The sequence below is a fragment of the Nocardia sp. SYP-A9097 genome, from assembly GCF_009649815.1.
Classification (GTDB): domain Bacteria; phylum Actinomycetota; class Actinomycetes; order Mycobacteriales; family Mycobacteriaceae; genus Nocardia.
The window spans coordinates 133,986-157,738 of sequence record NZ_WJIC01000014.1; the positions used below are offsets into that span (position 1 = coordinate 133,986).

Genomic DNA, 23,753 nt, shown 5'->3' on the forward strand with positions numbered 1-23,753 from the left:
AATCAGCGATTGCGCAGTGTGCGAACGGTCGAGGGGGCGAACACGATCGCGACCAGCAGTGCGGCCAGCACCGACCAGAGCAGGTCGCTGCCCGCGCGGCCCTCGTCGGCGAGGGTGCGCACGGCGGCCACCAGATGCGAGACCGGGTTGTAGTCCGAGACGTGCCGCAGCCAGGTCGGCATGGCCGCCACCGGCACCAGGGCATTGGAGGCGAAGCTCAGGAAGGTCAGCACCAGCATGGACATGCCCTGTACGGCGGCCGGACGGGCCACCGTCACGCCGATGAAGGCGAAAATCCAGCTCATGGCCGTGGTGGCGAGCACCACCAGCAGTGCGCCCAGGACCAGGCCGATGGGATGCTCGGGGCGGTAGCCCATGCCGAAGCCGACCAGCAGCACCATGAGCGCGGCGATCACATATCTGGTCGCGCCGGAAACCAGCGCGCCGGTGACGGGCGCGGACCTGGCTATCGGCATGGCGACGAAGCGGTCGAAGACTCCCGACCGAATGTCCTCGGACAGTTGCACTCCGGTCGCCACCGATGAGGTGAGCACGATCTGCACCAGCACGCCCGGCACCAGGGTCGGGAGGTAGGCGTGCAGGCTGCCCGCGATGGCGGTACCGAACACACTGCCGAACAGCAGCGGCCCGATGATCGGCAGCAGCACCGCGTCATAAAGCAATTGGGGACTGTGCCGGAAGGTCAGCATCCCCCGCTTGGCCATGGTGAACGACTGCCGCAGCGCCGCACCGGGTCCGATATGCGTGACGGTGGGCCGGCGGGCAATACGGGGCTGTGGCGCTTCGACTACCGGTGAATCGGTCAGCACGGTCATGCGGAGGCCCTCTCTTTCGCGGAGTGCCGGGTGAGGGCGAGGAAGACCGAGTTGAGGTCGGGGCGGTCGACGGCGAAGCCGCGCAGGCGAATTCCGCTGGTGCGGCAGGCGGTGAGGACATCGGCGGCACTGTCTATGTCGCGCAACGGAACCGTGAGGGTCGCGGGCGTATCACCGTGCAGCGGAGTCACTCCCACAATGCGCTCGACCGCGGCGTCCGCCAATGGCCGTTGCGCCGGATCGGCGAGATCGATGCGCAGCATCTCCTCGCCGAGGGATGACTTCAATTCGCCCGCGGTGCCTTCGGCAACCACCGTGCCGTGATCGATGACGGCAATGCGGTCGGCGAGCGCGTCGGCCTCCTCCAGGTACTGGGTGGTGAGCAGGATGGTCGCGCCGCGTCCCACCAGGTCCCGCACGATCGACCACATGCGCTCGCGGGTGTGCGGGTCCAGGCCGGTGGTGGGTTCGTCGAGAAAGATCAAGGGCGGCAGGGTGATCAACGTTGCGGCCAGGTCGAGGCGGCGGCGCATCCCACCGGAGAAGGTGCCGACCCGGCGGCGCGCGGCGGCGGTCAGTTCGAATTGTTCCAGGAGTTCCTCGGCGCGGCGGGCGGCGGCGCGGCGATTGAGGCCGAGCAGTTGGCCGAACAGGCGCAGGTTCTCCACGGCGGTGAGGTTCTCGTCCACCGCGGCGTACTGGCCGGTGAGCCCGATCATGGAGCGGACGGCGGTCGCCTGACGCACCACATCGTGGCCGAAGACGGTGGCGGAGCCGGAATCCGGGCGCAGCAGGGTGGCGAGCATGCGGACCGTGGTGGTCTTACCCGCGCCGTTCGGTCCGAGCAGGCCGAAGACGGTTCCGGCGGTGACTCGTAGGTCCACCTTGTCGACCGCGGTGAGTGAGCCGAAAGTCTTTCCCAGCGACTGTGTTTCGATTGCGAGTTCAGTGCTCATGGAGCACCTCCGATTCTGATGGTCGCCGCGCCGCTCGGCCGCGCTGCCGAGTCGACTGAACGGGGTGCCGAATTCACCTGTGCGGAGCTGGAATACACGCTCGACGACAAGGATTCGATGACATCGGCGGCGCGGGCGACACCGTCGTCGCGGAAGCGCGTGCCGTAGGCGGACGCGCGCAGCATGACGGTCGGGTCGGTGGCGCGAATCAGGGCTCGTTCCAGGCGATCCGCCGACAATTGGGCGAATGGCAGCGTGACGCCGAGCCCGAGTACGTCCAGCTGCCGCCCCCAGAACGATTGATCCGCCTGGACCGAGCAGATGACCGAAGGGACTCCGGCCCGTAGCGCGGCCGCGGTGGTTCCGGCCCCGCCGTGATGAATGGCCAGCGCACACCGCGGTAGCACCGCGCGATGATCCACCTGCGGTAGCACCGTCACCTTCGGCCCGTATTCGGGCGCGAACATGCTGCCCGTCAACAACACTCGCCGTCCCTGCCTTCGGCACACGTCCCGCACCATCTGCTCCACCGCGTGCGGATCGGCCACCGGCATGGACCCGAAACCCGCGTACACCGGCGGTTCCCCTGCCCGCAGCCACTCCGAGAGCAGGCGCGGGATGGCGTCGGCCTCGCCCGGAACGACCGGAAAGCCGGTGACCGGCGCACTGCCGAGTTCGTCACCCAAACCGGGAAAGAGCTCGATGTCGAACGCCTGAATCGCGATACGGGCCGGAGACTCGGTGACGGCGCTCGCCGATTCGACGCGGACGGTCTCGTGGATAGCCCGGCGGAGCGCGGTGACCTCGGGGGTGAGCGAGAGCGCGCGTGCTTTGCCGAGCGCCTGCCAACCCAATTGATTCGCCTTGCCCGGCAGGCGATTTCCCCATGCGGTGGGAACTACCGGCACGGATCGATTCGCCCGGATCGGGAAGAAGTGCAGGGCCGCCAAGGGAATTCCCCGGGCGGTGGCGATTTCAGCGGCGAGTTCCTCGCAGGCCATGCCGGTGACCAGCACATCCGCGTCCTCGGCAATGGACCGCAGATCCCTTGCCGCCTCGGCGAATCCGCGTCGTTGCAGATCGACCAGGGCGCGAATCCGCTGCACCGGATTCCAGCTGGAGAATCGGCGGTCCTGCTGCTGTGCCCGCAGCAGCTCTGCGGTGTCGACCCCGAAGGGGACCGCCGAAACGCCGTACCCGGTAGCGAATTCCACCAGATTCGGCGAGACCGCCACCGTGACCCGATGCCCGCGCGCGGCCAGCTCCCGGCCCAGCAGCGCCCCCGGCTGCGCATCACCCCGGCTGCCAGCGAAGGCCAGTAGCACAGTCACGGCTCAGCCCCGCGCCGCTACCGGAACAAGTTGGCGTGCGGCCTCTTTCGGCTCCGTTGTGGCAGGACCAGCGGCGGATATGACGGCACACGCGCCTTCCGGAGCTGCCGTGCCCGCGACGTCCGAGACTTCCGCTTCGGCGAATTCGCGCATGGCGCGGGTGAATTCGGCGAGGAAGCGGTCCATGTCGTGGGCGGGGAAGGCGGCGGGGAAGCGGGTGGACAGGCGCAGACCGTCGGCGGCTCGGACTATCCAGAAGAAGACTTCGTCGCCGGAGTAGGACTCGGCGCGCAGGGTGTGGCCGCGCAGGGATTCGACCAGTTCGTAGTCGGGGAGGACGCGGATATCCAGGAAGGAAACGCCGAAACGGGGGCGGTCGGCGCAGTTCAGCAGTTCGAGGGCGCGGGTCCAGGTGGCGTCATTGGCGATTCGGGAGCGGCGCAGGGTTTGACGGGTGGCTTCCAGGGCGTTATCGAGATCCAGATCGGGGGCCAGGGTGATATCGAGGGGGACGACATTCACGAACCAGCCCATGGATTCGAGCCATTTCACGTCCGGGCGGGTGGCGATGGGCATGATCGCCCGCATGGAGATGTATCCGAACGCGCGCCGGTAGGCGATGGCCAGGGCGGTGAAGACCGCTACTGTGAGGCGATGCCCGCGTTCGGTGACCATGGTCTCGATCTGCTCGAGTTCATTGAGCGGCAACAGTTTTCGCGAGACGCTGGTCTGCGGCAGTGCGGATGGCGTGCCGCTGCCCGCGGTAATGGCGGGCTCGAAGCGCGGGAGCATGCCGCCGGAGCCGTCCAGGAAGTTCTGCCACATTCGTACGGCCTCGCATTGCGGGGTGAGCGCTGCGGCGGTGCCGCGCTCCAGAGCGGCGAAATCCGCTGCGCTGCCGAAGGTTACGGATTCGCGCACCGGCTCGCCATTGACGACCGCGCTGTAGAGGGCGCGCAGCTCCAGGATCACAATGGCCTGCGAGTAGGCGTCCATGACCGAGTGGTCGGCGGCGATCAGCACGGTGAAGTCGGCGGTAGCGGGGTGTTCGATCGTGGCGAGCAGGCAGTGCGGCCACGCCAGCGCGGAGAGTCGCCGTTCCAGTGTGTCGCAGAGGTATTCGCTGATCACACCGGCGCCGGTAATGCCCGGGACCGGTTCGGCGGCCACCGCAACGGCGTCCGGGGCGCAGCTCAGCCGCCGCGGTTCCGGGTCATCGAGGGTGTCGAGTGTGGTGCGCAGGCCCTCGTGCCGGGCATGCCACAGGCGTACGGTCTCGCGCCAATGTTCGGCGTGGAAGGGCGAATCCATTTCGAAGATGGTGCCGATCCAGCGGCCGCGGCCGGGGCGGGGATCGTCGGCATCGGTGTCCATGCAGTGCCGGACATGCACGCTGGTGAAGGGTCGCTCGTCGGCGGTCCAGGTGTGACCCGGGGCGAGTTCGGGCCGCCACAGGGTCAAAGCGCCGGGGCGCAAAGCGAATTCGGATAGGTGCGTGTATTCCATATCGATGTCCTCATCGAAATAAATGACCGGCGTTCGGGGCGTGGGTATTTCGTAAAATTAGGCGCCCTTGAATTCATGTATGGCGAATTGGAGGCTATCAGCCAGCACACCGGACGATCCCGCATCGGCGGGAGACGCGGCATCGCCTCCTTCATCAGTTTGACGCGGTGCGCCGAGACGGCGCTCGACCTGACGAGCAGTTTGAGATAGCGGCAACGCTGCCGGAAATGGCGCCAAATGAGGCGCGCACCAATAACAGCATCGTTATATCAAAACCGCAATACACCAGCTCGCAAACAATTGGTTAACGGAATGCTCGCGAGACTTTCGTCACTCCACCCCCCAAGCGGTAACACGACACGAATTATGCGCGCCCGCACCGATTTCCGCGCCCGGAGATCGCCGGAAGTGATATATCATCGCAATTCGAGTTCATTGTGTTGTGCACCACTCTCCGAGACTGACAGGTTTCACTCCGGTCGACCGCGGCAGCAACGGAAGGACCTCGAGGATGCGGGTTATGGCACTGTGGCGCGTCCTCGCCACAGCATTGGCGGCGGCGACCATGCTCGCCGGATCGTGGACAGCGGTGGCCGCGGCCGATGACCCCCCGCCCACCGCGCAAACCGTCTTCGGTGGCGACCGACCGCATCCGGTGGCGACCTCGGTCCGCACCAATCCCTGCCAGGACTCGGCGTACGGGCTGAACCAGCACATCGTCATCCACCTGTTCGGCAACCGCGACGATATGACCTGCACGCAGGCGTTCCCCTACGGCCCGGACTCCCCGGCGGGCGTGAACACCTACTATCCGGCCGATATCGCCGATACCGGCAGCGCGCCGCTGATCGTGCTCACCGGCGGATTCGAATCCAGCCCCGGAATGTACGACCGGCTGGCTCGGCAGTGGGTCAGCAACGGGTTCGTAGTGGTGATCGCCTACGAATGGTTCAACTCACTGGCGTATGTCCCCGCGGCGGCGCTGGCCGTGGCCATGTCGGCCGACCGCGATCCCGCATCACCGCTGTACCAGCGAATCGATCTGTCCCGCACCATCTTCGCGGGCCATTCGGCCGGCGGCCAGGCATCCCTGCAAATCGCCACGCTACTGCCGCCCTTGGAAAAGACCATCAACCCCGACCTACACGTAGCCGGTGTCCTCGCGATCCAGCCCGCCCCCCTCGCGGTAGGCGCACTCATCAACGTCCCAACCCTATTCCTCACCGGCGACAACGATTTCATAGTCCCCGACTTCGCCTGGGTCCGCTGGTGGCAATACAACCTGACCTTCAACGCCCCCGCCTGGATAGCGAATGCCCGTGGCGTAAGCCACTTCTCGGTAGTCGACGAATTGAACAACTACCTCTCCGCCGGAACCGCAGTAGCCTGGCTACGCTACCTAGCCTTCGACGACGAATCCGCCAAGAGCTATTTCGTCGGCCCCAACTGGCAACTACCCACCGACAAAACGTATTTCAGTGTCGACCGCAATCCGCTGGCCAATAGCATCGACTGACCAGCGGGTCGAACGGGTCAGGAGTAGATGGCGGTTACTTCGGTGGCGTACTTCTCCAGGACTACGGCTCGCTTGAGGGAGAGTTTGGGGGTTAGTTCGCCGGTTTCTTGGGTCCAGTCGGCGGAGAGGATGCGGATCTTTTTGACGGCCTCGGCTTTTGAGACCTTTTTGTTTGAATCTGCTACTGCGGCTTCGATTTCGGCTACCAGCAGTGCGTGGGTGGTCAGGTCTTCGAGGGTTATGTCGGCGGTGATGTTGTTGCGGTCTCGCCAGCCGGGGAGGGCGTCTCGGTCGAGGGTGATGAGGACGGCTACGAAGGGCTTGTTGTCGCCGACGATCATGCACTGACCGATCAGGGGGTGGGCGCGGAGTGTGTCTTCCATGGGGGCGGGGGAGACGTTTTTGCCCGCGGCGGTGACGATGATTTCTTTTTTGCGGCCGGTGATGGAGAGGTAGCCGTCATCGTCCAGGGAGCCGAGATCGCCGGTGTGGAACCAGTCATCGGTGAGGGCCTCGGCGGTGGCGGCTTCGTTCTTCCAGTAGCCGTTGAAGACGACATTGCCGCGCAGCAGGACTTCGCCGTCTTCCGCGATGCGGACGGCATTACCTTCGATCGGGATGCCGACCGTGCCAACTCGCATGTGGGACAGCGTGTTCACGGTGACGGCGGCACTGGATTCGGTCAACCCGTAGCCCTCGAATACCGGGACGCCGATACCGCGGAAGAAGTGGCCGAGGCGGGCGCCGAGCGGGCCGCCGCCGGAGACCGCTCCGGTGCACCGACCACCAAGGGCCGCACGGAGTTTCGAGTATACGAGCTTGTCGAAGACAGCGTGCTTCAGGCGCAACACCAGGCCCGCGCCGCCGGACTGCTGCGCTTCACTCCAGGCGATGGCGGTGTCGGCGGCCAGGTCGAAGATCTTGCCCTTGCCGCTGTCATGCGCCTGCTGCTTCGCGCCGTTGTAGACCTTCTCGAACACGCGCGGCACGGCCAGGATGAAATCCGGCTTGTGCGAAGCGAATTGGGTGGTGAGGGTGGACCAGTCGGAGGTGTGCGCGACGGTCACCTTGGCGGCCAGCGAGCTGACCGCGATGGCACGGGCGAAGACATGCGCCAGCGGCAGGAACATGAGCGTCGTCTTGCCGTCGGCGAGCAGGTGGCTCAGCGCCAGTCTGCCCGAGAGAGCCTCGGCGAGCAGGTTCTCATGGGTGAGGACAACGCCTTTGGGTCGTCCGGTGGTGCCGGAGGTGTAGATGAGGGTGGCGGAGGTGGCCGCACCTACCTCGGCGCGCCGCTCGGTCAGCACCGAATCGGCAACCGCGCCACCGCGTTCGATCAGCGCATCCACCGCACCCTGATCCAGGCGCAGCGTCTCGAGCAGATCGGGGGTGCTGATCTCGGCGACGGTCGCGGCATGCCGTTCGTTCTCGACGATCAGCAGCTTGGTCCCGGAATCCTCCAGAATCCAGCGCGCCTGATCGGCGGCGGACGAATCGTAGATGGCGACCGTGCACGCGCCGGCGGTCCAGATGGCGTAGTCGACGAGCGTCCACTCGTAGCGAGTGGCGGACATCAATGCGACCCGATCACCCGCCTGCACACCGGAGGCGATGAGCCCCTTGGCAATCGCGCGCACCTGCGCGGCGAATTCGGCGACGGTCACATCGGTCCAACCGCCGTCCACCGGCCGCCGGAAGGCGATGAAGTCCGGGGAGGTGCGGGCGAGGTCGTCGACGATATCGGTGAGCGAGGCACCCTCGGCAATGACGTAGGACGCCTTCGTTTCGACCTCACGTCCGGCAATCGCGGTGGATCCCATCGTTCTACGACCTCTCTCGTGGCGCTGCCCGAACCGCGGTGTCCGGTACGCGGGCAAACTCTCGCACGACCCGCGAAGCAGGGCCAATTCACAATGCTGGAGCCATGCGCCGTGGATCACAATGTGCGAGCGAACATCGCGCACACCCGCAGAGTGTGCCGCGGCCCATTTCGGTCAGCGGGTGCGGGCCGCCGCGACCATCGCATCGAGCCGCGTACCGAGGGCATTGACCCGATCCCGCAATCCCTCGATATCGGCGAGCGGCAGCCCGACCGACTCCAGCACGGCATGGATCATGTGCTGTGCGGCGGGCTGCAATTCGGCGCTGGCGGCGGTGGCGCGCAATACCACCGCTCGCCCGTCGGTCGGACTGCGCACGCTCTCCACCAGCCCGTTCGCGGTCAGCCGCTGAACCAGCGGTGACAGCGTGCCGTAGTCGAGGTGGACGTGTTCGCCCAGCTCCTTCATGGTGATTCCCGGTCGCTCCCACAGCGTCAACAGCACCAGGTACTGCGGATAGGTGAGGTTCATTTCGTCCAGGAAGGGACGGTAGGCAGCGGTCATGGACCGCGACGTGGAGTACAGCGCGAAACACAGCTGAGCGTTCAGCGACAGAAGCGCGTAGTCGATCTCCTCGTCCGCTCCGGCCCGGTGCCCATCGGGTGCGGAAGACGGATTTTCTGACATTACTGCACTGTACTGCGCACGGTGGTGAGAACGGCGTCCGTGGCGGCCCCATCACCGACGGTGATACGGATGCCGGTCGGATAGCGTTTGACGTGAATATCCGCCCCCGCCAGGGCCGCTGCCATCCGGTCGATATCCGGTTCGGGCAGCGTCAGATACGAGAAATTGGCGTAGCTGTCCGGCACCGACAGACCGAGCTCACGCAGTCCGGCGGTGAGGTGAGACCGATGCCCGGCGATCATCTCCACCCTGGCCTCGATCTCGGCCTCGGCGGCATAGCAGGCGCGCACGGCGACCTCCGCGAGCGCGTTCATCCCGAAAGGCAACTGCCACCGGGCGATTCGATCGATCAGCTCGGGTACGCCGACCGCGTACCCGACCCGCAGCGCCGCCAGCCCGTACGCCTTCGAGAAGGTACGCAGCACAAGCAGATTCGGATGCCGTTCGATCAATGCCAGTGCCTCGATACGGTCTTCGTCCGCCACGAAGTCCACATACGCCTCATCCAGCACGACGGTGACCGTTGCGGGCACCCGATGCAGGAACTTCTCGAATTCCCTTGGCGTGATTAGGGTTCCGGTCGGATTGTGCGGACTGCAGAGCACCACCAGCCGGGTTCGTTCATCGATGGCGTCGACGAACGCGTCCAGATCCTGCCGCCCGTCCGGGGTGAGCGGTACCGTCACCGGCCGCCCACCCGCCATGGTGGTCAGGATCGGATACCCGTCGAAGGTGGGTGTCGCCATCACCACACCCGCGCCGCCGGAACCGAATTCCTGCACGATATGCATGATCACGCCGGTCGCCCCGGCTCCGACCACGATCAGATCCGGCTCGACGCCGAGGCGTTCGGCGATCAACCGGGGTAGCCGCTGCGGCAGGAATTCGGGATAGCGATTGGCCGAGGACAGCGCCCGCGACAGCGCCTCACGCACCGAAACTGGTGGCCCGTAGGGGTTTTCATTGAGTTGCAGCTGATGCCCGAGGCGGGCCAGGGGTGACATCGTCGCGCCTCAGCGTCCGCCCCAGCGCACCGCGGCGGCGGCCGCGAAGTCGCCCGCGTGCGCGAAACCGGCGAACATCACCAGCGATCCGGCGGAGACTCGGCCCTCGTCGACGGCCCGGTCGAAGGTGACGGGAATGCCCGCGCCGAAAAGGTTTCCGCATTCGTCGAAGGTGTCCGGATGCTTCTCCCGAGGTAGCTGCAGCGCATCCCGCCAATTGCGCAGGAACGCGCGATTGGGCTGATTGGTGACCAGCAGATCCAGGTCGTTGGAGGCGACGCCGATCCGCTTGCACACCGTGGCAGCCACCTCGGGCACGATCCGATTGCCCCGCCCCAGCACCTTGGCGATCTTGGATTCGGTGAAGCCGATATGCATCTGCCCGAGCCCGGCCTCCCAGTATTTGCGCGGCGGATCGGCCAGCACGGTCATCTGACCCGCGAACTCGGGAAGATGCCGGGTCTCGATATCGAGGATGGGCGACACCGCGGATTTCACCAGCAGCCCCGCGCCCGCGCCGTCACCGGGTATGGCGGCCTGCGGTTTTCCGCGCACCTGCGGCTGGGTGAAGACCTGCCCGGCCGCATTTTGAATGGTGACGATGAGCGCGGCCTTGGCATCGGTGCTGACCAGAATCTGCCGGGCCAGCTTCATTGCGTGCACGAATGCCGCGCAACCGCCATTGTGCAGATCGATGAGCCATTCGGGGTTGATGCCCAGGCGCGCGGCGACCTCACCACCATTGCCGACGATGGCGGTCTCGGGCAGCTGGGTGTGCACGATGAGAACATCGATATCGCGCAACACATCCCGGCCGTGCCGATCCAGCAGCGGTGCCACGGCGCGCTCGGCCATATCAGCGGCCGACTCCCCCGCTGCGACGTGATGCCGGAACTTGGGTGCTTTGAACATGATGTTCGAGGTGATGTCCTCCGCATCCGCGTACTGCGCGAAATAGTCTGCGGGAACAACGGTTTCGGGTAGATACCCGGCGACGTCGAGCAGGCTGACGGTGCTCATATTCAGTCCATCCATTCCGGCTTGATCGGCAGCCCACCGGCATGCCGGTGTTCGCAAATGGCCTTGAGATTGCGTAGTTCGAGCAGATGCCCGGCGGCGAAGAGATGCCAGAAATCACCGACCCATACCGGACGGCCCTCGGGCTCGGTCTCCGGATAGCCGTTCTCGTCGTAGAACGGGTGGTGGCAATTGGTCCACAGCACAACCGATCCCGGCTTGCCGAGCACCATCTGCGCGTCCACCACGCGCATGAGGTAGATCATCCACAGGTGTTCGCCCTGATCCCAGGCGCAGTGGTAATCGACGGTGCGGGTCTCACGGCTGGAGACCGTGCGGGTGTAGATGCGGGTGTGCGAGCCGATGCGATCGTCCGAAACCCACAGGTCCGGGGTGTCGGTGCGCTCGAAACCCCGCATGCTGTAGGTCCATTCGCACAGGCTGCGGGTATCGGAGAGGTATTCGAACACCTCATCCGGAGGTGCGTCGATGTACTCGTTGACGGTGCAGTACTCGCCGAAGATCTCGTCATGCGGGTACACGGCGCGGGTCATATCCAGGACCATCGGCATGCCCTCTTTGAGGGTCATGGTCTCGATGCGGTACACGCCCGGGACATCGAGATGCGGTACCTCGACCGGTTCGGCTTTGACGGTGTCGGTCATGCGAGGGGCTCCTTCAGGAAGGGGGCGAAGGGTGGGAGTTCATCCGGGTCGCAGCGGATTTCGATGAAGACGGGACCCGCTTCATCGCGGGTCTTGTCCAGGGCGTTCTCGAATTCGGTGAGGGTGGTCGCGGTGTAGGCGGGCAGCTGCGGGAACATGGCCGCCACGCCCGCGCCGATCTCCGCCGGACGGAAGCGGTTGTAGCTGTAATCGCCGGTGTAATAGAGCTGTTCGCGGGTGACGCACATGGCGTGCGCATTGTTGTTGAAGATGACGAAGGTGACCGGGGCCTGGTGTTCGACGGCGGTGTGCACCTCGTGGCCGTGCATGAAATACGAACCGTCCCCGGCGATTACGAAGGTGCGGCGGCCACGGCCGAGCGCGCTGCCGATACCGGCGCCGAACGAGTAGCCCATACCGCCCATGCCGAGGGCGATGAGGAAGCGGCCATCGTCGGGGACCGGCAGGTAATGCACCACCGCCGCACCGGTATTGCCCGCGTCGGCGACCACATCCGTGCCGGGCTCCAGATGCGTCGAAATAGCCTGTACCGCAGCGCGATAGCGGACGCCGGGTCCAGTTGCGGGCGGCGGCAGCAGTTCCGGCAGCGCCTGCCGATTCGACTGTGCCGCACCGAATCCCGGCCGGGAGGCACGAGCGGACAATTCCATCAGGCGACGCCGGAGTGAGCTGGGCACCCGGACCCGGACCGGAACGAACGGCTCGTCCACACCCAGGTGCAGTACACGCGGGCATGCGGCCAGTGCGCTGTCGAGTCCCGCACGCGCGGTCAGCGACAACGGCGTCCCGGCCAGGACGCACACCGCAGCTTCCGCGATGAGACCCGGCACGTGCGGATGCCCCATGATGCCGGTGACACCGGCGAAGCGCGGATGCCGGTTCGGGAAGGCATCTTTGGCGTCGGGGGTGACCAATACCGAGGCATCCAGCGCCACCGCCAGCGCCGCGAGCTCGGGGCGAGCATCCGCGCGGGCGATCTCGGGCCCGGCGATAATCACCGCGGGCCCCTGCCCGGCAGCGGTGGCCAGGAGTTCGACGGCCTCGGCGAGCAGTCCCGCGGCCCGTACATCGACCTGCCACGGCTCGGGAACGTGATCGGCCTCGCGGTGCGTGGGGAAGCCGCCACCGGGAGCGATGGCGGCCTGAATATCCTTGGGCAGCAACAGCACCGCCGGTCCACCGGCCAGCGCGGTCTCGATGGCCCACTCCAGCTCGGCGTGAATATCCTGTGGCCGAGACACTTTCACGCAGGAGCGGCTGACCGCGCCGAAGATGCGCTCGGCATCGAGGCGTCCCGGCCCACCGCTGGTGTCCTGGAACGCGCCGCGACCCTCCAGCCCGATCGGCGGCTGGCCGACCAGGGCGATTACCGGCACTCGTGAGTCGTACGACTCCGTCAGCGCCGCAAGCAGATTCATCGCCCCGCCGCCGGAGGTGGCGGCGACCACACCGAGCCGATTGGTGGCGCGGGCGTACCCGTCCGCCATGGTGGCGGCGCCGAATTCGTGCTTGGCGACTATGCCGGTGAGCAGATCCGGGTGGCGCTGGACAGCATCGTAGAGATCTTCGATATTCGCGCCGCCCACACCGAAGAGGTGATCGGTGTACGCGCCGAGCCGCGTGACGATGACGTCCGCGACGGTGCGTGCGGCCGCTCCGCGTTCGCTCACTATCCCCCGTTTCGAATTACATAGCCCACGATACATCGTCCACAATGTATCCACGGCGACCCGTCCCAGACAACGTGTCCCAGGTCACATGATTGCTTGAAAAGTGCTGGTACCCAGCGACTTTGGCCGCGAAGAAGCCCCGCCGGGTGACCCGGCGGAGCCCCGAGCCGAATGCGGCGACATTCGAATCGGCATCTCGCCCGCAAAGCGGACCGCGATCAACTCAACAGGTTCAACGATGCGGATGGCGCGGTGGTTCAACGGCACGCGAAATACGCTGGGCGCCCGCACATCGACGTGCGCCGCGTTCGTCGCAACCCTTCGTCATCCCGGCGCACCGAATTGCGGAATGAAGGAGGGGCTAGCTCGAGCCGCTCGGGGTCGGCGCCGGCCATATGCCGAAGGGGATGCACCCCACCGCCGAGCCGTTCGGTGCCAGGAGTCTGCCCATACGTTTGAGGGCGCGCAGGGTCAGCTGGCGCTCGGTAATGTGCAGATTCGGAAAGCTTTGCAGCAGACGGTTTTCCAGGAGGATGCATTCGTGCTGCGAGCGCAGCCAGGCGATGACCAGCACATTGCCGGCACCGGTAGTGGCGGCGCAGAGCCGGATCTCGGGCCATTGGGCGAGTTCGGCACCGAACGCGTCGAGTTCACCGGCGGGCAGCCGTATCCAGTAGTTGATATTCACCGGCCACCCGGCGGACTGCTGGGCAAAGTCGCAGCGAATCTGCAATCGACCGGATCTCGTCATATCGGCGAGACGGCGGCGCACAGTTGTCTCACTCAGTCCGGTCTGCTGGGCGAGTTCGGCGGCACTGCGCCGCCCATCCGGCGAAAGCGCGAGCATCAGTTCGAGATCCCCGGCGCGCGGGCGATCCGGTACGGGCGGTGGCAGGCGACGGTCCTGGGCGAGCAGGGTGCGCTGCGCCGGATCGAGCGCGCCCGGCCGCCAATGCCCGCCCTCTATATAGAGGCGCATACCCACCGAGACATCGACCTCCAGCACCCCCGGCAGTCGGCCGAGCACGCGCACCGCCAGATCATCCAGCGCCGCGGCATCTTCGGCGGCCACCGACAGATTCAACTGAAAATGCCCGCTGGTGCGCTCCACCGAGAAGACGCAGTCGATGGCACAGACCCGTTCGGAGAGCGTCGGCACCGCATCGGCCCGGCAGTGCAATCGCAGGTATCCCAGGACCGCGAGCCCCGGCGGATACGCGGTCATCCATGCCAGCCCACTGTCGGTGAGTCGCTGCCAGCGCCGCGCGACCGTCGTCGCGTCCACCCCGAGCGATGCGCCGATCCTGGTCCAGGACGCGCGCGGATCGATCTGCAGTGCGTTCACCAGATCCAGATCCGGCTCGCCGAATCCCGCCGCACCGGTGGCGGAATCCGGCATGAGCCCATCAGAAATGGCGATATCCCGCGATTCCGCCATATCCTCGACCATGGGGGCCATTGTGGCATTTCGCCACGCCTCCACGCTGTGAAGGGGCAGGAATGCCACGCACCACCCGGATAACCGTCATGCTGCTGTTCGCGGCCTGGGTCGTCGACTACATCGACCGGACCGTGATCAATTTCGCGCTGCCCGATATCGGGAGCGATCTGGGCCTGGACCACACCGAGCAGGGTCTGCTCATCTCGGTGTTCTTTCTCGCGTACGCGATTGTGCAGGTGCCGGGCGGGCTGCTGGCGGACCGCTACGGCGCGCTGAAGGTCGGCACCATCGGCCTGGTCGCCTGGTCGGTCTTCACCGGATTGACCGCCGTCGCATGGTCTTTCGCGGTACTGCTGGGCATCCGATTCCTGTTCGGACTGGTACAGGGCGTCTTCCCGGCCGCGGCCGTGAAGGCCCTCGCCGAACGCTCGGTACCGGAGCAGCGCACCACCGCGACCGGCTGGACCAACTCCTCGAACGCGGTCGGCATTCTGGCCGCCGCGATCATCGCCGGAATCCTGCTGCCGACGGTGGGGTGGCGAATCATGTTCGCGCTCATCTCCGTGCTGGGTGTGGCGGTGATTCTCGCGTGGCGGCGGTGGATGCCCGAACCACTGCCGCGGGATGTGACCGCCGAGGATGAGGCGGTGTCCGCGGCCGATCGGCGGGCGGTGCTGTTCTCCCCCGCACTGCTGGGCTATGCCGCGATCTTCTTCGGCTATGACGTGCTGGTGTGGGGTGTGACCGCGTGGACGCCAACCTTCCTGCACGAGGAGCGCGGACTGTCCCTGACACTGGTGGCCATCGCGGCGGTGCCGTCCACCCTGGCGGCGGGCGCGGGTGTGGTGCTGGGTGCGCGCTTGTCCGATCGGCTCGGCGGGCGGCCGCGGGCGATCGTGGTCCCGACCATGGCCTTCACCGCGGTCATGCTGTTCGTACTGCCACGGATGCAACCGTTTCCGCTGTACGTGCTCGTCGGCACGGCCATGAGCCTGGCCGCCGGAATGGCGTTCATGTCCGCGTTCTCGGTACCGCTGCGGGCGTTGCGCAGCGCGTATATGGGCGCGGCCAGTGGTGTGATCATCTTCGGCGGTCAGCTCGCCGGTGTGCTGAGCCCGCTGATCTTCGGGGTGGTGACCGATCATGTCTCTTACACAACGGCTTTCGAAACCATGGCCGTCGGCCCGCTGTTGAGCATTGTGGCGGCGTCGCTGGTCCCGCAGACCGCCGAGGAGTTCCGGGCGAAGGTGGCCCGTCGCGTCCCCACGGCCGAACCAACGAAGGAGAGTCTCACGTGACCACGACCGATACCCTTGCGGCACAGTCGATGACCGAACACTGGCAGCAGGTCTACCGGCAGTTGCACGCGCATCCCGAGTTGTCCGGCGAAGAGCACGGCACCGCGAGCCTGGTGGCCGAGGAGCTGCGCGCACTCGACGGCTGGGAGGTGACCCCCGGAGTCGGCGGGACCGGCGTGGTCGGCGTACTACAGAGCGGTCCCGGGCCGATCATCTGGCTGCGCGCCGATATGGACGCGCTGCCGGTGCAGGAGGAGACCGGGCTCGAATACGCCTCGCGCACAGCGGGAGTCATGCATGCCTGCGGGCACGATACCCATGTCGCGGCGCTGCTCGCGGCGTGTGCGCAGCTGTCCGCCGATCGGCCCGCGGGCACCGTGGTGGCGGTATTCCAGCCCGCCGAGGAGACCGGTGCGGGCGCACAGCGCATGCTCGATGACGGACTGCTGCAACGCTTTCCGAAGCCGGGCATCGTGCTGGGCCAGCATGTGGCGCCGCTGCCCGCCGGGTTCGCGATCAGTAAGAGCGGGCCGATCATGGCGGCCTCGGACTCCATTCGGGTGAAGTTCACCGGGCGCGGCGGGCACGGTTCGCAACCGCATCTGGCGGTGGATCCGCTGCTCATGGCGGCCTCTTTCGTGGTGCGCATGCAGTCGCTGACCGCGCGGCAGGCGGCGGTGCCGTCCGGGCCGGTGCTGGTGGCCGGGTCACTGCACGCGGGTACGCGGCCGAACATCATTGCCGAGACCGCCGAATTGCTGCTCACGCTACGGACTTTCAGCGATACGACGCGGGACCGCATGCTCGAGGATATCGCGCGTCTCGCACAGGCCGAGGCCGAAGCGGCGGGTGCGCCGGTTCCGCCGGAGTTCGCGCCCTATGACCATTTCCCGGTCACGGTGAATACCGAGGGCGATACCGAGCGGATCATGGCGACGCTCACCGAGGGTGGGATTCCGGTTATGCCGCTGACCAATCCACTCACCGGCAGTGAGGATTTCGGTGCGTTCGGGACCGCTGCGCGGTGTCCGTCGGTGTTCTGGCATATCGGCGGGATCGATGCGGCGCGGTTCACCGAGGCGGATCAGGCGCTGATGCTCGCCGAGCACACGATTCCGCCGCGGTTCCCGTCCAACCACTCGCCGCGCTTCGCACCGGATCCGGGACAGACGCTGCCGGCGATGATCACGGCAATGGTGACGGCTGCGCGGGCGGAGCTCGCGCGGTCATAGGAGGTCCAGGAGGACCGGGTACCGCGGGGTCGGCGCGGGTCGTCCTACCCGGTCCTGCCTTTCCGCACGCCGAGGCTGCGGGGGATCAGGCTGCGCGGGTGGCCTTTTCGGCGCGGTGCGCGGTGGCGGCGGCTCGGGTGACCGAGGGCAGCAGTAGGGACATGAGGGTCATGTCCAGGGGTAGGCGGACCAGGTCGAGGCGGTTGTGCACGAAGCCCACCGAGAGGCCGGAGTCGGGATCGGCCCAGCCGCCGGAGCCGCCGAGACCTATGTGGCCGAGGGCCCGGGGCGCGCCGACGGTAGGGAACGGGTGGTAGCCGAGGTGCCAGAAGGTGAGGCGGTTCGGGTCGGGGCTGGTGTTGGTGGAGCGGATCAGGGCTCGGGTGGTCTGCGCGGAGAGTAGGCGGGTGTCGCCGCAGCTGCCGTCATTCGCCAGAACGGCGTAGACGCTCGCTATGGCATCGGCGGTGAATACGCCGGTGGCCGCGCCGTTTTCGGAATAGGAGAGTTCCGGGATCGGACCGCTCAGGGCTTGTTCGGCACCGCTGACGAGCATGGAGCTGACTATCTTGCCCACCACGGGGACTCGGGCGGCAGCAGATGTAATCGGTTTGCCCAGACGGGTTCCGGTGAGAGCGAGGCTGGGGCCGACGAGGTCGGCGACCGGGGTGTTATCGGTGGGCCTGCCGAGGTGCAGCCCCGTAATCCCCAGCGGCTCAGCGAGTTCGGTGCGATAGAGCTCGGACATGTCACGACCGGTGACCGCGCGGCACAGCCCGCCGAGCAGCCAGCCGAATGTCACCGCGTGATACACGGGGAGCCCACGGGTCCAATCGGGGGTGGCAGCGGCCAGGCGCTGTTCCATGAGCACGTGATCGAGTAGATCGCCGGGCTCCCGCAGCACACGACGCAGATCCGAGAGCCCCGCACGATGCGCGAGGACATCGCGCACGGTAATGGAGCGCTTTCCGCCGGAGGCGAATTCGGGCCAGTACTCCGCGACCGGGGCGTCGTAGTCGAGTAGTCCGCGATCGGCCAGGCGGTGCACGACCAGCGAGGTGATGCCCTTGCTGGTGGAGAAGGTGAGCGCCGTAGTGTTCCGCTCCCAGGGGATCTCGGCCGCCGCATCGGCCGTACCGGTCCAGACCTGCACCACCGGTTCACCTCTCAGGTGCACGGACAGCGCTCCCCCGGTGCGCCCATAGCGGGTGAGCAGGCGGGAGAAGGCGCGTACGGGGGCGGCGAAGCGCGGGTCCGCGGAGCCGCGGATTCCTTCGGGCAGAGTCTGCATGGCGGGCAACCTCATTGTCGGGCCGGTTCGGGCGTTTACTGATCGAAGGTGATGTGCAGGTCGTCGGATTCGGGCAGGGTCTGGCACGCGAGAGTGAGTCCCAGTGCGAGTTCCTCGTCGATGAGGGCCTCGTTCACCAGCATGCGCGTCCGACCCCGTTCCACGCGACAAACACATGTCCCACAGGCGGATTCCCGGCAGACGTAGGGCGCGTCGATACCGTGTTCCAGCAGTAGATCCAGGAGCTTCTTACCGCGCGGCCACGGCAGCCGATGGGTCTCGCCGTCGATATCGACCCGCACACTGGCGGTATCGACGGCGGGGCGGACGGCGGTGGTGACCATCGGAGCGGGTGCGGGCTGCTCGAACGGGTTCTCCGTCAGCGAGCGGTACTCCTCCCGGTGTACAGCGCGCGCGGACACCCGCAATTGTGCCATAGTCTGCTCGGCTACCAGAGCGAAACCGCTTGGGCCGCAAAGGTATACCTCATATCCGCGATAGGGCTTCGTGAGTCCGGCGAGCCCCCGCACGGTGGGTACCCCGCGTTCGGATTCCAGCCAGTGCAACACCGTGAGCCGCCGCGGATACCGCCGCACCAGCTCTCGCAGCTGCCGGGCAAAGATAGTCGACCCTCGATCGCGATTGGCGTACAGCAGCACGACTCTCGACCTGCCCGTACTCAATGCCGATTTGAGAATCGACATGATCGGGGTGATTCCGCTGCCCGCCGCGCACAACAGCAGATCCCGATTCCAATTGCGCGGCACGAAGTTTCCGGCCGGTTCCAGCACCTCGAGAATCGATCCGGCCACCACATTGTCGCAAATCCAATTGGAGGCATACCCGCCCGGCGTGCGCTTCACCGTCACCGTCGGCCGATCGCCGCAGTGCGGGCTGCTGGAGAGCGAATAGCAGCGCGCCACCGATCCGGTGCGCTCGCTCGGCACCCGCAGGGTCAGGAATTGCCCTGGGAAGTAGGCGAATCGGCGGCTGAGATTCGGCGGGATATCGAAGATCAGCGAGACCGTCTCGGCGGTCTCGCTGACAACCTCACGCACCTTGATCCGGTGGCCGCGCGCACTCATCCGAGGCGATCGACGAGTTCGCCTTGCGCGCCGAATAATTCGAGCCGCCAGCGTTCGAGCAGTGCACCGGTGTCGATATCGTCGGGATGGAAGCCCGGCCGCATGTACGGCCGCATCTCACGCAGCAGGCCCCGCACAATCGGCCCGCGCACCAGCCGAACCGATTGCCGCGCAACCGTTATCGGCCGCCAGCTGCGGCGGTCGCTGAGAATGGAGGCGAACACCCCGAGCCCGACCACCGGAATCGTGAGCACGTAGCTGCCCGCCATGAGCCCGATCCGCACCGCTTCCGAACCACCGGTGGCGCGGTAGACGTCGAAGGCGACCGACTTGTGCTCGAGCTCCTCGAACGCATGCCAGTTCAGCAGCTTCAGCACCTCGGGATCGCCTGGCAGCAGCTGGATTTCGGGTGTTCCCAGTACACGTTTGGCGAGCGTCGCGGTGTAGTGCTCGGCCAGCGCGGTGCAGGCCAGATGTACCTGCCGGGGCACCAGATTCTCCACGGTGATCACCGCCCGCTCGCGCGGTGCGCCGGGTTCGAAGGTGAAGAGCCGCACGATCGGGAAACCGAGCTCGATCAACTGATCATTGAGTACGCGATGCTGCTGCCCGTGCACGGCCTCCTGACCGATGAAGCCGGCCACCCGCTTCTCGAGTACGGGATCGGTTATCTCACCGGAGAATTTGCGCACCGAGCGAATGAAGGACTCCTCGCCGGGCGGGAACGCGGCCGAGAGCACGGCGATCAGATGCGTGAGCGGAATATCGCCCTCGGCGAAGATATGCGTCATCGGTTCGGGCTGCCCGAACCGGAATCGCATCCGCCGGACCTTGGGGTAGGGGGTGAGGGACTTGGTGTCCTGACCGATCGTCATTGGTCGGTCCTTTCTCGATGGAGTTGTGTTATTTCAAGTGGTCGACCAGGACACCGGATTCGCCGCCGGGTAATGCTCGGCCGCCGCGGTGGCGGCCAGATGCGCCAGCGGGGAGAGCCGATCCTCGATGGCGAGCATGCGCTCATGCGCACGCTCGGTATCGATCCACGCTATGAGAGAACCCATTTCGATGAGCTTCGCATTGAGTTTTCGGTGCTCCAGGCCGTGCGCGGCCTCCTGGCCGACGAAGCCGGTGACCCGCTTCTTCAACAGTGGATCGGTGACGCGCCCGGCCACTCGGCGCACCGAGCGAATGAAGGATTCCTCGCCCGGCGGGAAGCCGCCGGAGAGTCCGGCGACGAAATGGCTGAAGACCATATCGCCGTCGACGAAGTACTTGTCGTTCGAATCATGTTGGTCGAAGCGGAATCTGATCCGCCGGGCCTTCGGATAGGTACCGGCTGCTGAGGCAATTGTCATCCCAACCACCCTTGGTGCAACACCCGGTACCTGATACCCGATGTTCGATGTAAGGCCAGTGTAGAATTGTCTCAGACAGCAAGCAAGGGGTGCACCGCAACGGAACCGGCCGAGCAGCTCACCAACTTCGCCTGGGGCGCAATGCCTTCCACCGCAGCGCCGTCCGGATCGGCGCTATTCGCCTCTCGGGTGGCGCGCGCGAGGTTCAGGCGCCGCGGCGCAGGGCGACTCGGCCGGACTCCGCGAATCGCTCGGCCAGGAAGTCGAGCGCCGGACGGGCGAAGGACAGTCCGCCGGTGATGTGTTCGCGGCGGGGCATGGAGAGCATGGTGACATCGACACCCAGAGCCTTCCAGTCCTCGGCGAGCCGGACGGCCTGCGGATACGGAATGATCTGCTCGGCCGTGCCGCCCGCGACGAGCACCGGCGTGCCGGGGGCGATACCGCCGAGCCGGTTCTCGCGCAGGCGCGCCTGGACCTCCGGTACCTCGAATGGCATGCGGTGGCAGTAGGCGGAGACCTTCTTGGGCACGAAAGCGCCCAGGCCGATGCCGAGCACCGCCGCGGAGAGGGCGTGCGTCCGGCGGAAAATCGCCGCGATCGCCCGGCCCTGCGGCTTGAGGTATTGCAGCACATCGAGTTCCGGGTACGCGGCATCCAGGCCGAGCACACCGTAGAACAGCAGGAACGCGTACGGGCTGCCGTCCAGGAAGGAGATCATGTCCTCCAGATCGGCGGGCGCGGAGCCGACCACACCACCCTCCAGCGGGAGATCCGGCGCGTAGCTCGGCTGCAATTGCAGCGCCCACCCAGCGGCACAACCACCTTCGGAGTAGCCGTAGATCCCGAGCGGACCGTTCGGATCCAAGTCGGCGGCGGGCAGGCGGCGCGCGGCGCGCATGCTGTCCAGTACGGCCGGGCCGAGCGAGCGCCCCATGACATACGGGTGCGCGCCCGGATTGCCCAATCCCGGATAGTCGGTAATGGCCAGCGCCCACCCGCGCCGCAGCGCCGCGGTAATGAAGAGCGATTCGTACTCCAGCCCGAAGCGCAGCTGCCAGGAGGCGGAGGCGATCGTGCCGGCCAGACCCTGCGTGCCGACGGCATATCCGATGAGCGGACGCGAACCCTCACCCCGCCAGGGTTCGCGTGGCACCAGCACCGTGCCGGTGACCTGCGTCGATTCCCCCGACCCGGTGGTCGTTGTGTAGCTGATCCGCCAGGCGCGGGCGGGCAGTTTCACTCCGGGCAGCAGGTATGCCGTCATGGGCTCCACCGCCAGCAATCGGCCGGGGCCCAGCCCGCCGTACGCCGTCGTGGAGTCTCCGGCACCAGCCGCCGCCTCATCGAAGCGGTTGGTGAACGCAGTCATCGTCGCCTGCCCTTCTTTCACAAACATTCGCTATGCAGTTATCGCACAATCGAATCCGAGCGTTTATCGCTCTCCGGGACAGCGCGGCATTCCGCCACAATACAGAAAATGAGAGAAAGTAACAGGTTATGCACCATTCGCTCCCACTCGGTGGGACTGGGTATACCGCCGCGAAATACCAGCGTGCCGCGCCGCGTTGCCCGCAGGGTGACCACACCCCTGCGCATACTGCTGATCTCGGGCAGCACCCGGGACAGCTCCACCAATACCGCCGCCCTGCGCACCATTGCCGCCGAGGCACCGGCCGATATCACCGCGACGCTCTACGACGGACTCGTCGAACTGCCGCAATTCGTACCCGGTGACGACCCGGCACCCGCGACGGTCGAGGCACTGCGCAAGCAACTGGGTGAATCCGACGCGGTGCTCATCTGCACGCCCGAGTACGCGGGCATGATCCCGGGCAGCCTCAAGAACCTCCTGGAATGGACGGTCGGCACCGGAGATCTGGTGGACAAGCCGGTGGCGTGGACCAATGTGGCCTATCCGGGACGCGGTGAAGCCGCCGTCGAAACCCTGTGCACCGTACTGGGTTACGTCAGTGCCGATATCGCCGAGGCGGCCTGCGGGCGCATTACCGTATTGCGCGAGCAGGTCGGCGAGGACGGCCTCGTCGCGGATGGTGAGGTGCGGCGACAGCTGAGCCTGGTACTGCCCGCCATTGCCGCGCATGTACGCGAGAAGACCGCCTGACCAGTTGATCGCGCCCTAGTCCTTGCGCGCGAGACCGCCGTACGCGCCCGAGCGCTCCGGCTGCTCGACGACCTCGTCCGGGTTGTCCGGCCGCCACAGCGGCAGTTGCACCAGGCCGGGCTCCAGCAGTGTCCAGTCGCGGAAGTAGGTGGCGATCTCATCGTGTCCGCGCAGCACGATCTCGGTGGAGGTGCGGCCCGAAAGCTTCTGCGCCTCCAGCACTTCCGCGGGCTGACCGTCGGCGGTGGCATGGGTGATGGCCACATAGCTACCGGGTGCGCATACCCGAAGCAGTTTGGCCACCGCGCCCGCCGGATCGGCATCATCCGGCACGAAATGCAGTACGCCCAACAGCAATACGGCGATCGGACGATCGAAGTCCAACAGCTGCAGCACTTCCGGATCCTGAAGAATCGAATCCGGTTGCGCCATATCGGCGTGAATAATCGTCGCGAGCGGATTGCCGTCCAGGATGGCCTGGCTGTGCGCCACCGCCACCGGATCGATATCCACGTAAACCACACGCGCTTCGGGGTTTCGAGCCTGCGCCACCTCGTGCACATTGCCCACGGTGGGGATGCCCGAGCCCAGGTCCAGGAATTGATCGATACCCGCGTCGGTCAGGAAACGCACACAGCGGCGCAGCAGATCGCGATTGGCGCGCATGGTCTCCGCGACATTCGGGGTGAACTTCTCGATCATCTGCGCGAGCTCGCGATCGATCTCGAAATTATGCATCCCACCGACGAAGTAGTCGTACACGCGTGACGCGCTCGGGCGATCCAAATCGATGCCCTCGGGTGCCCAACTCGGTCTGGTCATCGATCCACAGCCCCTCTCGCCCCTGCTACCAATCGTGAAGCGCCGCAATGGTATCCCACCTTCGGCCGGGAGGCC

The 23,753-nt window shown here is 66.3% G+C and carries 21 protein-coding genes; 4 read left to right on the forward strand and 17 right to left on the reverse strand.

Annotation, left to right across the window (positions count from 1 at the left end; genetic code table 11):
- Positions 1 to 2: 2 nt before the first annotated feature.
- The 4 genes from GFY24_RS25910 to GFY24_RS25925 are packed head-to-tail and all read right to left on the reverse strand — an operon-like array spanning position 3 to position 4,629.
- On the reverse strand, positions 3 to 836 hold the full coding sequence (locus tag GFY24_RS25910; protein ID WP_153807701.1) for an ABC transporter permease: 834 nt from the start codon (positions 834 to 836) through the stop codon (positions 3 to 5).
- Positions 833 to 1,792 (reverse strand): ATP-binding cassette domain-containing protein, encoded by a 960-nt coding sequence (locus tag GFY24_RS25915; protein WP_153807702.1) that lies wholly within the window; start codon positions 1,790 to 1,792, stop codon positions 833 to 835. Before GFY24_RS25915 ends, GFY24_RS25910 begins: the two co-directional genes overlap by 4 nt.
- Positions 1,789 to 3,123 (reverse strand): glycosyltransferase, encoded by a 1,335-nt coding sequence (locus GFY24_RS25920; RefSeq protein WP_194853026.1) that lies wholly within the window; start codon positions 3,121 to 3,123, stop codon positions 1,789 to 1,791. The genes GFY24_RS25915 and GFY24_RS25920 overlap by 4 nt, the downstream gene beginning before the upstream one ends.
- A gap of 3 nt (positions 3,124 to 3,126) precedes the next feature.
- Positions 3,127 to 4,629: a condensation domain-containing protein gene (locus GFY24_RS25925; RefSeq protein ID WP_153807703.1), complete on the reverse strand. Its 1,503-nt coding sequence runs from the start codon at positions 4,627 to 4,629 to the stop codon at positions 3,127 to 3,129.
- 520 nt (positions 4,630 to 5,149) lie between these two features.
- Here GFY24_RS25925 and GFY24_RS25930 point away from each other — a divergent pair.
- Positions 5,150 to 6,145, forward strand: a complete 996-nt coding sequence (locus GFY24_RS25930; RefSeq protein ID WP_153807704.1) for a hypothetical protein — start codon at positions 5,150 to 5,152, stop codon at positions 6,143 to 6,145.
- 17 nt (positions 6,146 to 6,162) lie between these two features.
- On the opposite strand, the gene GFY24_RS25935 is transcribed toward GFY24_RS25930, so the two are convergent.
- The 7 genes from GFY24_RS25935 to GFY24_RS25965 all read right to left on the reverse strand — a co-directional run bounded on the left by GFY24_RS25935 (position 6,163) and on the right by GFY24_RS25965 (position 14,479).
- On the reverse strand, positions 6,163 to 7,965 hold the full coding sequence (locus GFY24_RS25935; protein ID WP_153807705.1) for a long-chain fatty acid--CoA ligase: 1,803 nt from the start codon (positions 7,963 to 7,965) through the stop codon (positions 6,163 to 6,165).
- Between the two features lie 174 nt (positions 7,966 to 8,139).
- Positions 8,140 to 8,529 (reverse strand): MarR family winged helix-turn-helix transcriptional regulator, encoded by a 390-nt coding sequence (locus GFY24_RS25940; RefSeq protein WP_228566678.1) that lies wholly within the window; start codon positions 8,527 to 8,529, stop codon positions 8,140 to 8,142.
- A gap of 122 nt (positions 8,530 to 8,651) precedes the next feature.
- Entirely contained in the window at positions 8,652 to 9,656 is a 1,005-nt protein-coding gene (locus GFY24_RS25945; RefSeq protein WP_153807707.1) for a histidinol-phosphate transaminase, read from the reverse strand.
- A gap of 9 nt (positions 9,657 to 9,665) precedes the next feature.
- A complete protein-coding gene (locus tag GFY24_RS25950; protein WP_153807708.1) occupies positions 9,666 to 10,676 on the reverse strand; it encodes a 3-oxoacyl-ACP synthase III family protein in 1,011 nt (336 codons plus the stop codon).
- Between the two features lie 2 nt (positions 10,677 to 10,678).
- A complete protein-coding gene (locus GFY24_RS25955) occupies positions 10,679 to 11,338 on the reverse strand; it encodes an SRPBCC family protein (protein WP_153807709.1) in 660 nt (219 codons plus the stop codon).
- Positions 11,335 to 13,029, reverse strand: a complete 1,695-nt coding sequence (locus GFY24_RS25960; RefSeq protein ID WP_309231333.1) for a thiamine pyrophosphate-binding protein — start codon at positions 13,027 to 13,029, stop codon at positions 11,335 to 11,337. The genes GFY24_RS25955 and GFY24_RS25960 overlap by 4 nt, the downstream gene beginning before the upstream one ends.
- Positions 13,030 to 13,390: 361 nt before the next feature.
- The gene (locus GFY24_RS25965) at positions 13,391 to 14,479 is read right to left on the reverse strand and encodes an Lrp/AsnC family transcriptional regulator (RefSeq protein WP_194853027.1); all 1,089 of its coding nucleotides are present in this window, start codon (positions 14,477 to 14,479) and stop codon (positions 13,391 to 13,393) included.
- 50 nt (positions 14,480 to 14,529) lie between these two features.
- Between GFY24_RS25965 and GFY24_RS25970 the strand changes: the two genes are divergently transcribed.
- Both GFY24_RS25970 and GFY24_RS25975 read left to right on the forward strand, forming a co-directional pair.
- Positions 14,530 to 15,768 carry an MFS transporter gene (locus tag GFY24_RS25970; RefSeq protein ID WP_153807712.1) on the forward strand — a complete coding sequence of 413 codons (1,239 nt, stop codon included), beginning with the start codon at positions 14,530 to 14,532 and terminating at the stop codon, positions 15,766 to 15,768.
- Between the two features lie 29 nt (positions 15,769 to 15,797).
- On the forward strand, positions 15,798 to 17,000 hold the full coding sequence (locus GFY24_RS25975; protein WP_153807770.1) for an amidohydrolase: 1,203 nt from the start codon (positions 15,798 to 15,800) through the stop codon (positions 16,998 to 17,000).
- A gap of 85 nt (positions 17,001 to 17,085) precedes the next feature.
- Here the strand turns inward: GFY24_RS25975 and GFY24_RS25980 are convergent, their stop codons facing one another.
- From GFY24_RS25980 to GFY24_RS26000, 5 genes are all read right to left on the reverse strand, one after another.
- Positions 17,086 to 18,291: a serine hydrolase domain-containing protein gene (locus GFY24_RS25980; RefSeq protein WP_153807713.1), complete on the reverse strand. Its 1,206-nt coding sequence runs from the start codon at positions 18,289 to 18,291 to the stop codon at positions 17,086 to 17,088.
- Positions 18,292 to 18,326: 35 nt separating this feature from the next.
- Positions 18,327 to 19,376, reverse strand: a complete 1,050-nt coding sequence (locus tag GFY24_RS25985) for a 2Fe-2S iron-sulfur cluster-binding protein (protein ID WP_153807714.1) — start codon at positions 19,374 to 19,376, stop codon at positions 18,327 to 18,329.
- Entirely contained in the window at positions 19,373 to 20,251 is an 879-nt protein-coding gene (locus GFY24_RS25990) for a metal-dependent hydrolase (RefSeq protein WP_153807715.1), read from the reverse strand. The genes GFY24_RS25985 and GFY24_RS25990 overlap by 4 nt, the downstream gene beginning before the upstream one ends.
- Positions 20,252 to 20,284: 33 nt before the next feature.
- Positions 20,285 to 20,731 (reverse strand): metal-dependent hydrolase, encoded by a 447-nt coding sequence (locus tag GFY24_RS25995; RefSeq protein WP_153807716.1) that lies wholly within the window; start codon positions 20,729 to 20,731, stop codon positions 20,285 to 20,287.
- Positions 20,732 to 20,936: 205 nt separating this feature from the next.
- Positions 20,937 to 22,103, reverse strand: a complete 1,167-nt coding sequence (locus tag GFY24_RS26000) for a lipase family protein (protein WP_153807717.1) — start codon at positions 22,101 to 22,103, stop codon at positions 20,937 to 20,939.
- Positions 22,104 to 22,253: 150 nt separating this feature from the next.
- Here GFY24_RS26000 and GFY24_RS26005 point away from each other — a divergent pair, with 150 nt between their 5' ends.
- A complete protein-coding gene (locus GFY24_RS26005; RefSeq protein WP_309231334.1) occupies positions 22,254 to 22,856 on the forward strand; it encodes an NADPH-dependent FMN reductase in 603 nt (200 codons plus the stop codon).
- Between the two features lie 15 nt (positions 22,857 to 22,871).
- Here the strand turns inward: GFY24_RS26005 and GFY24_RS26010 are convergent, their stop codons facing one another.
- Entirely contained in the window at positions 22,872 to 23,678 is an 807-nt protein-coding gene (locus GFY24_RS26010) for an SAM-dependent methyltransferase (protein ID WP_153807719.1), read from the reverse strand.
- Between the last annotated feature and the right edge of the window lie 75 nt (positions 23,679 to 23,753).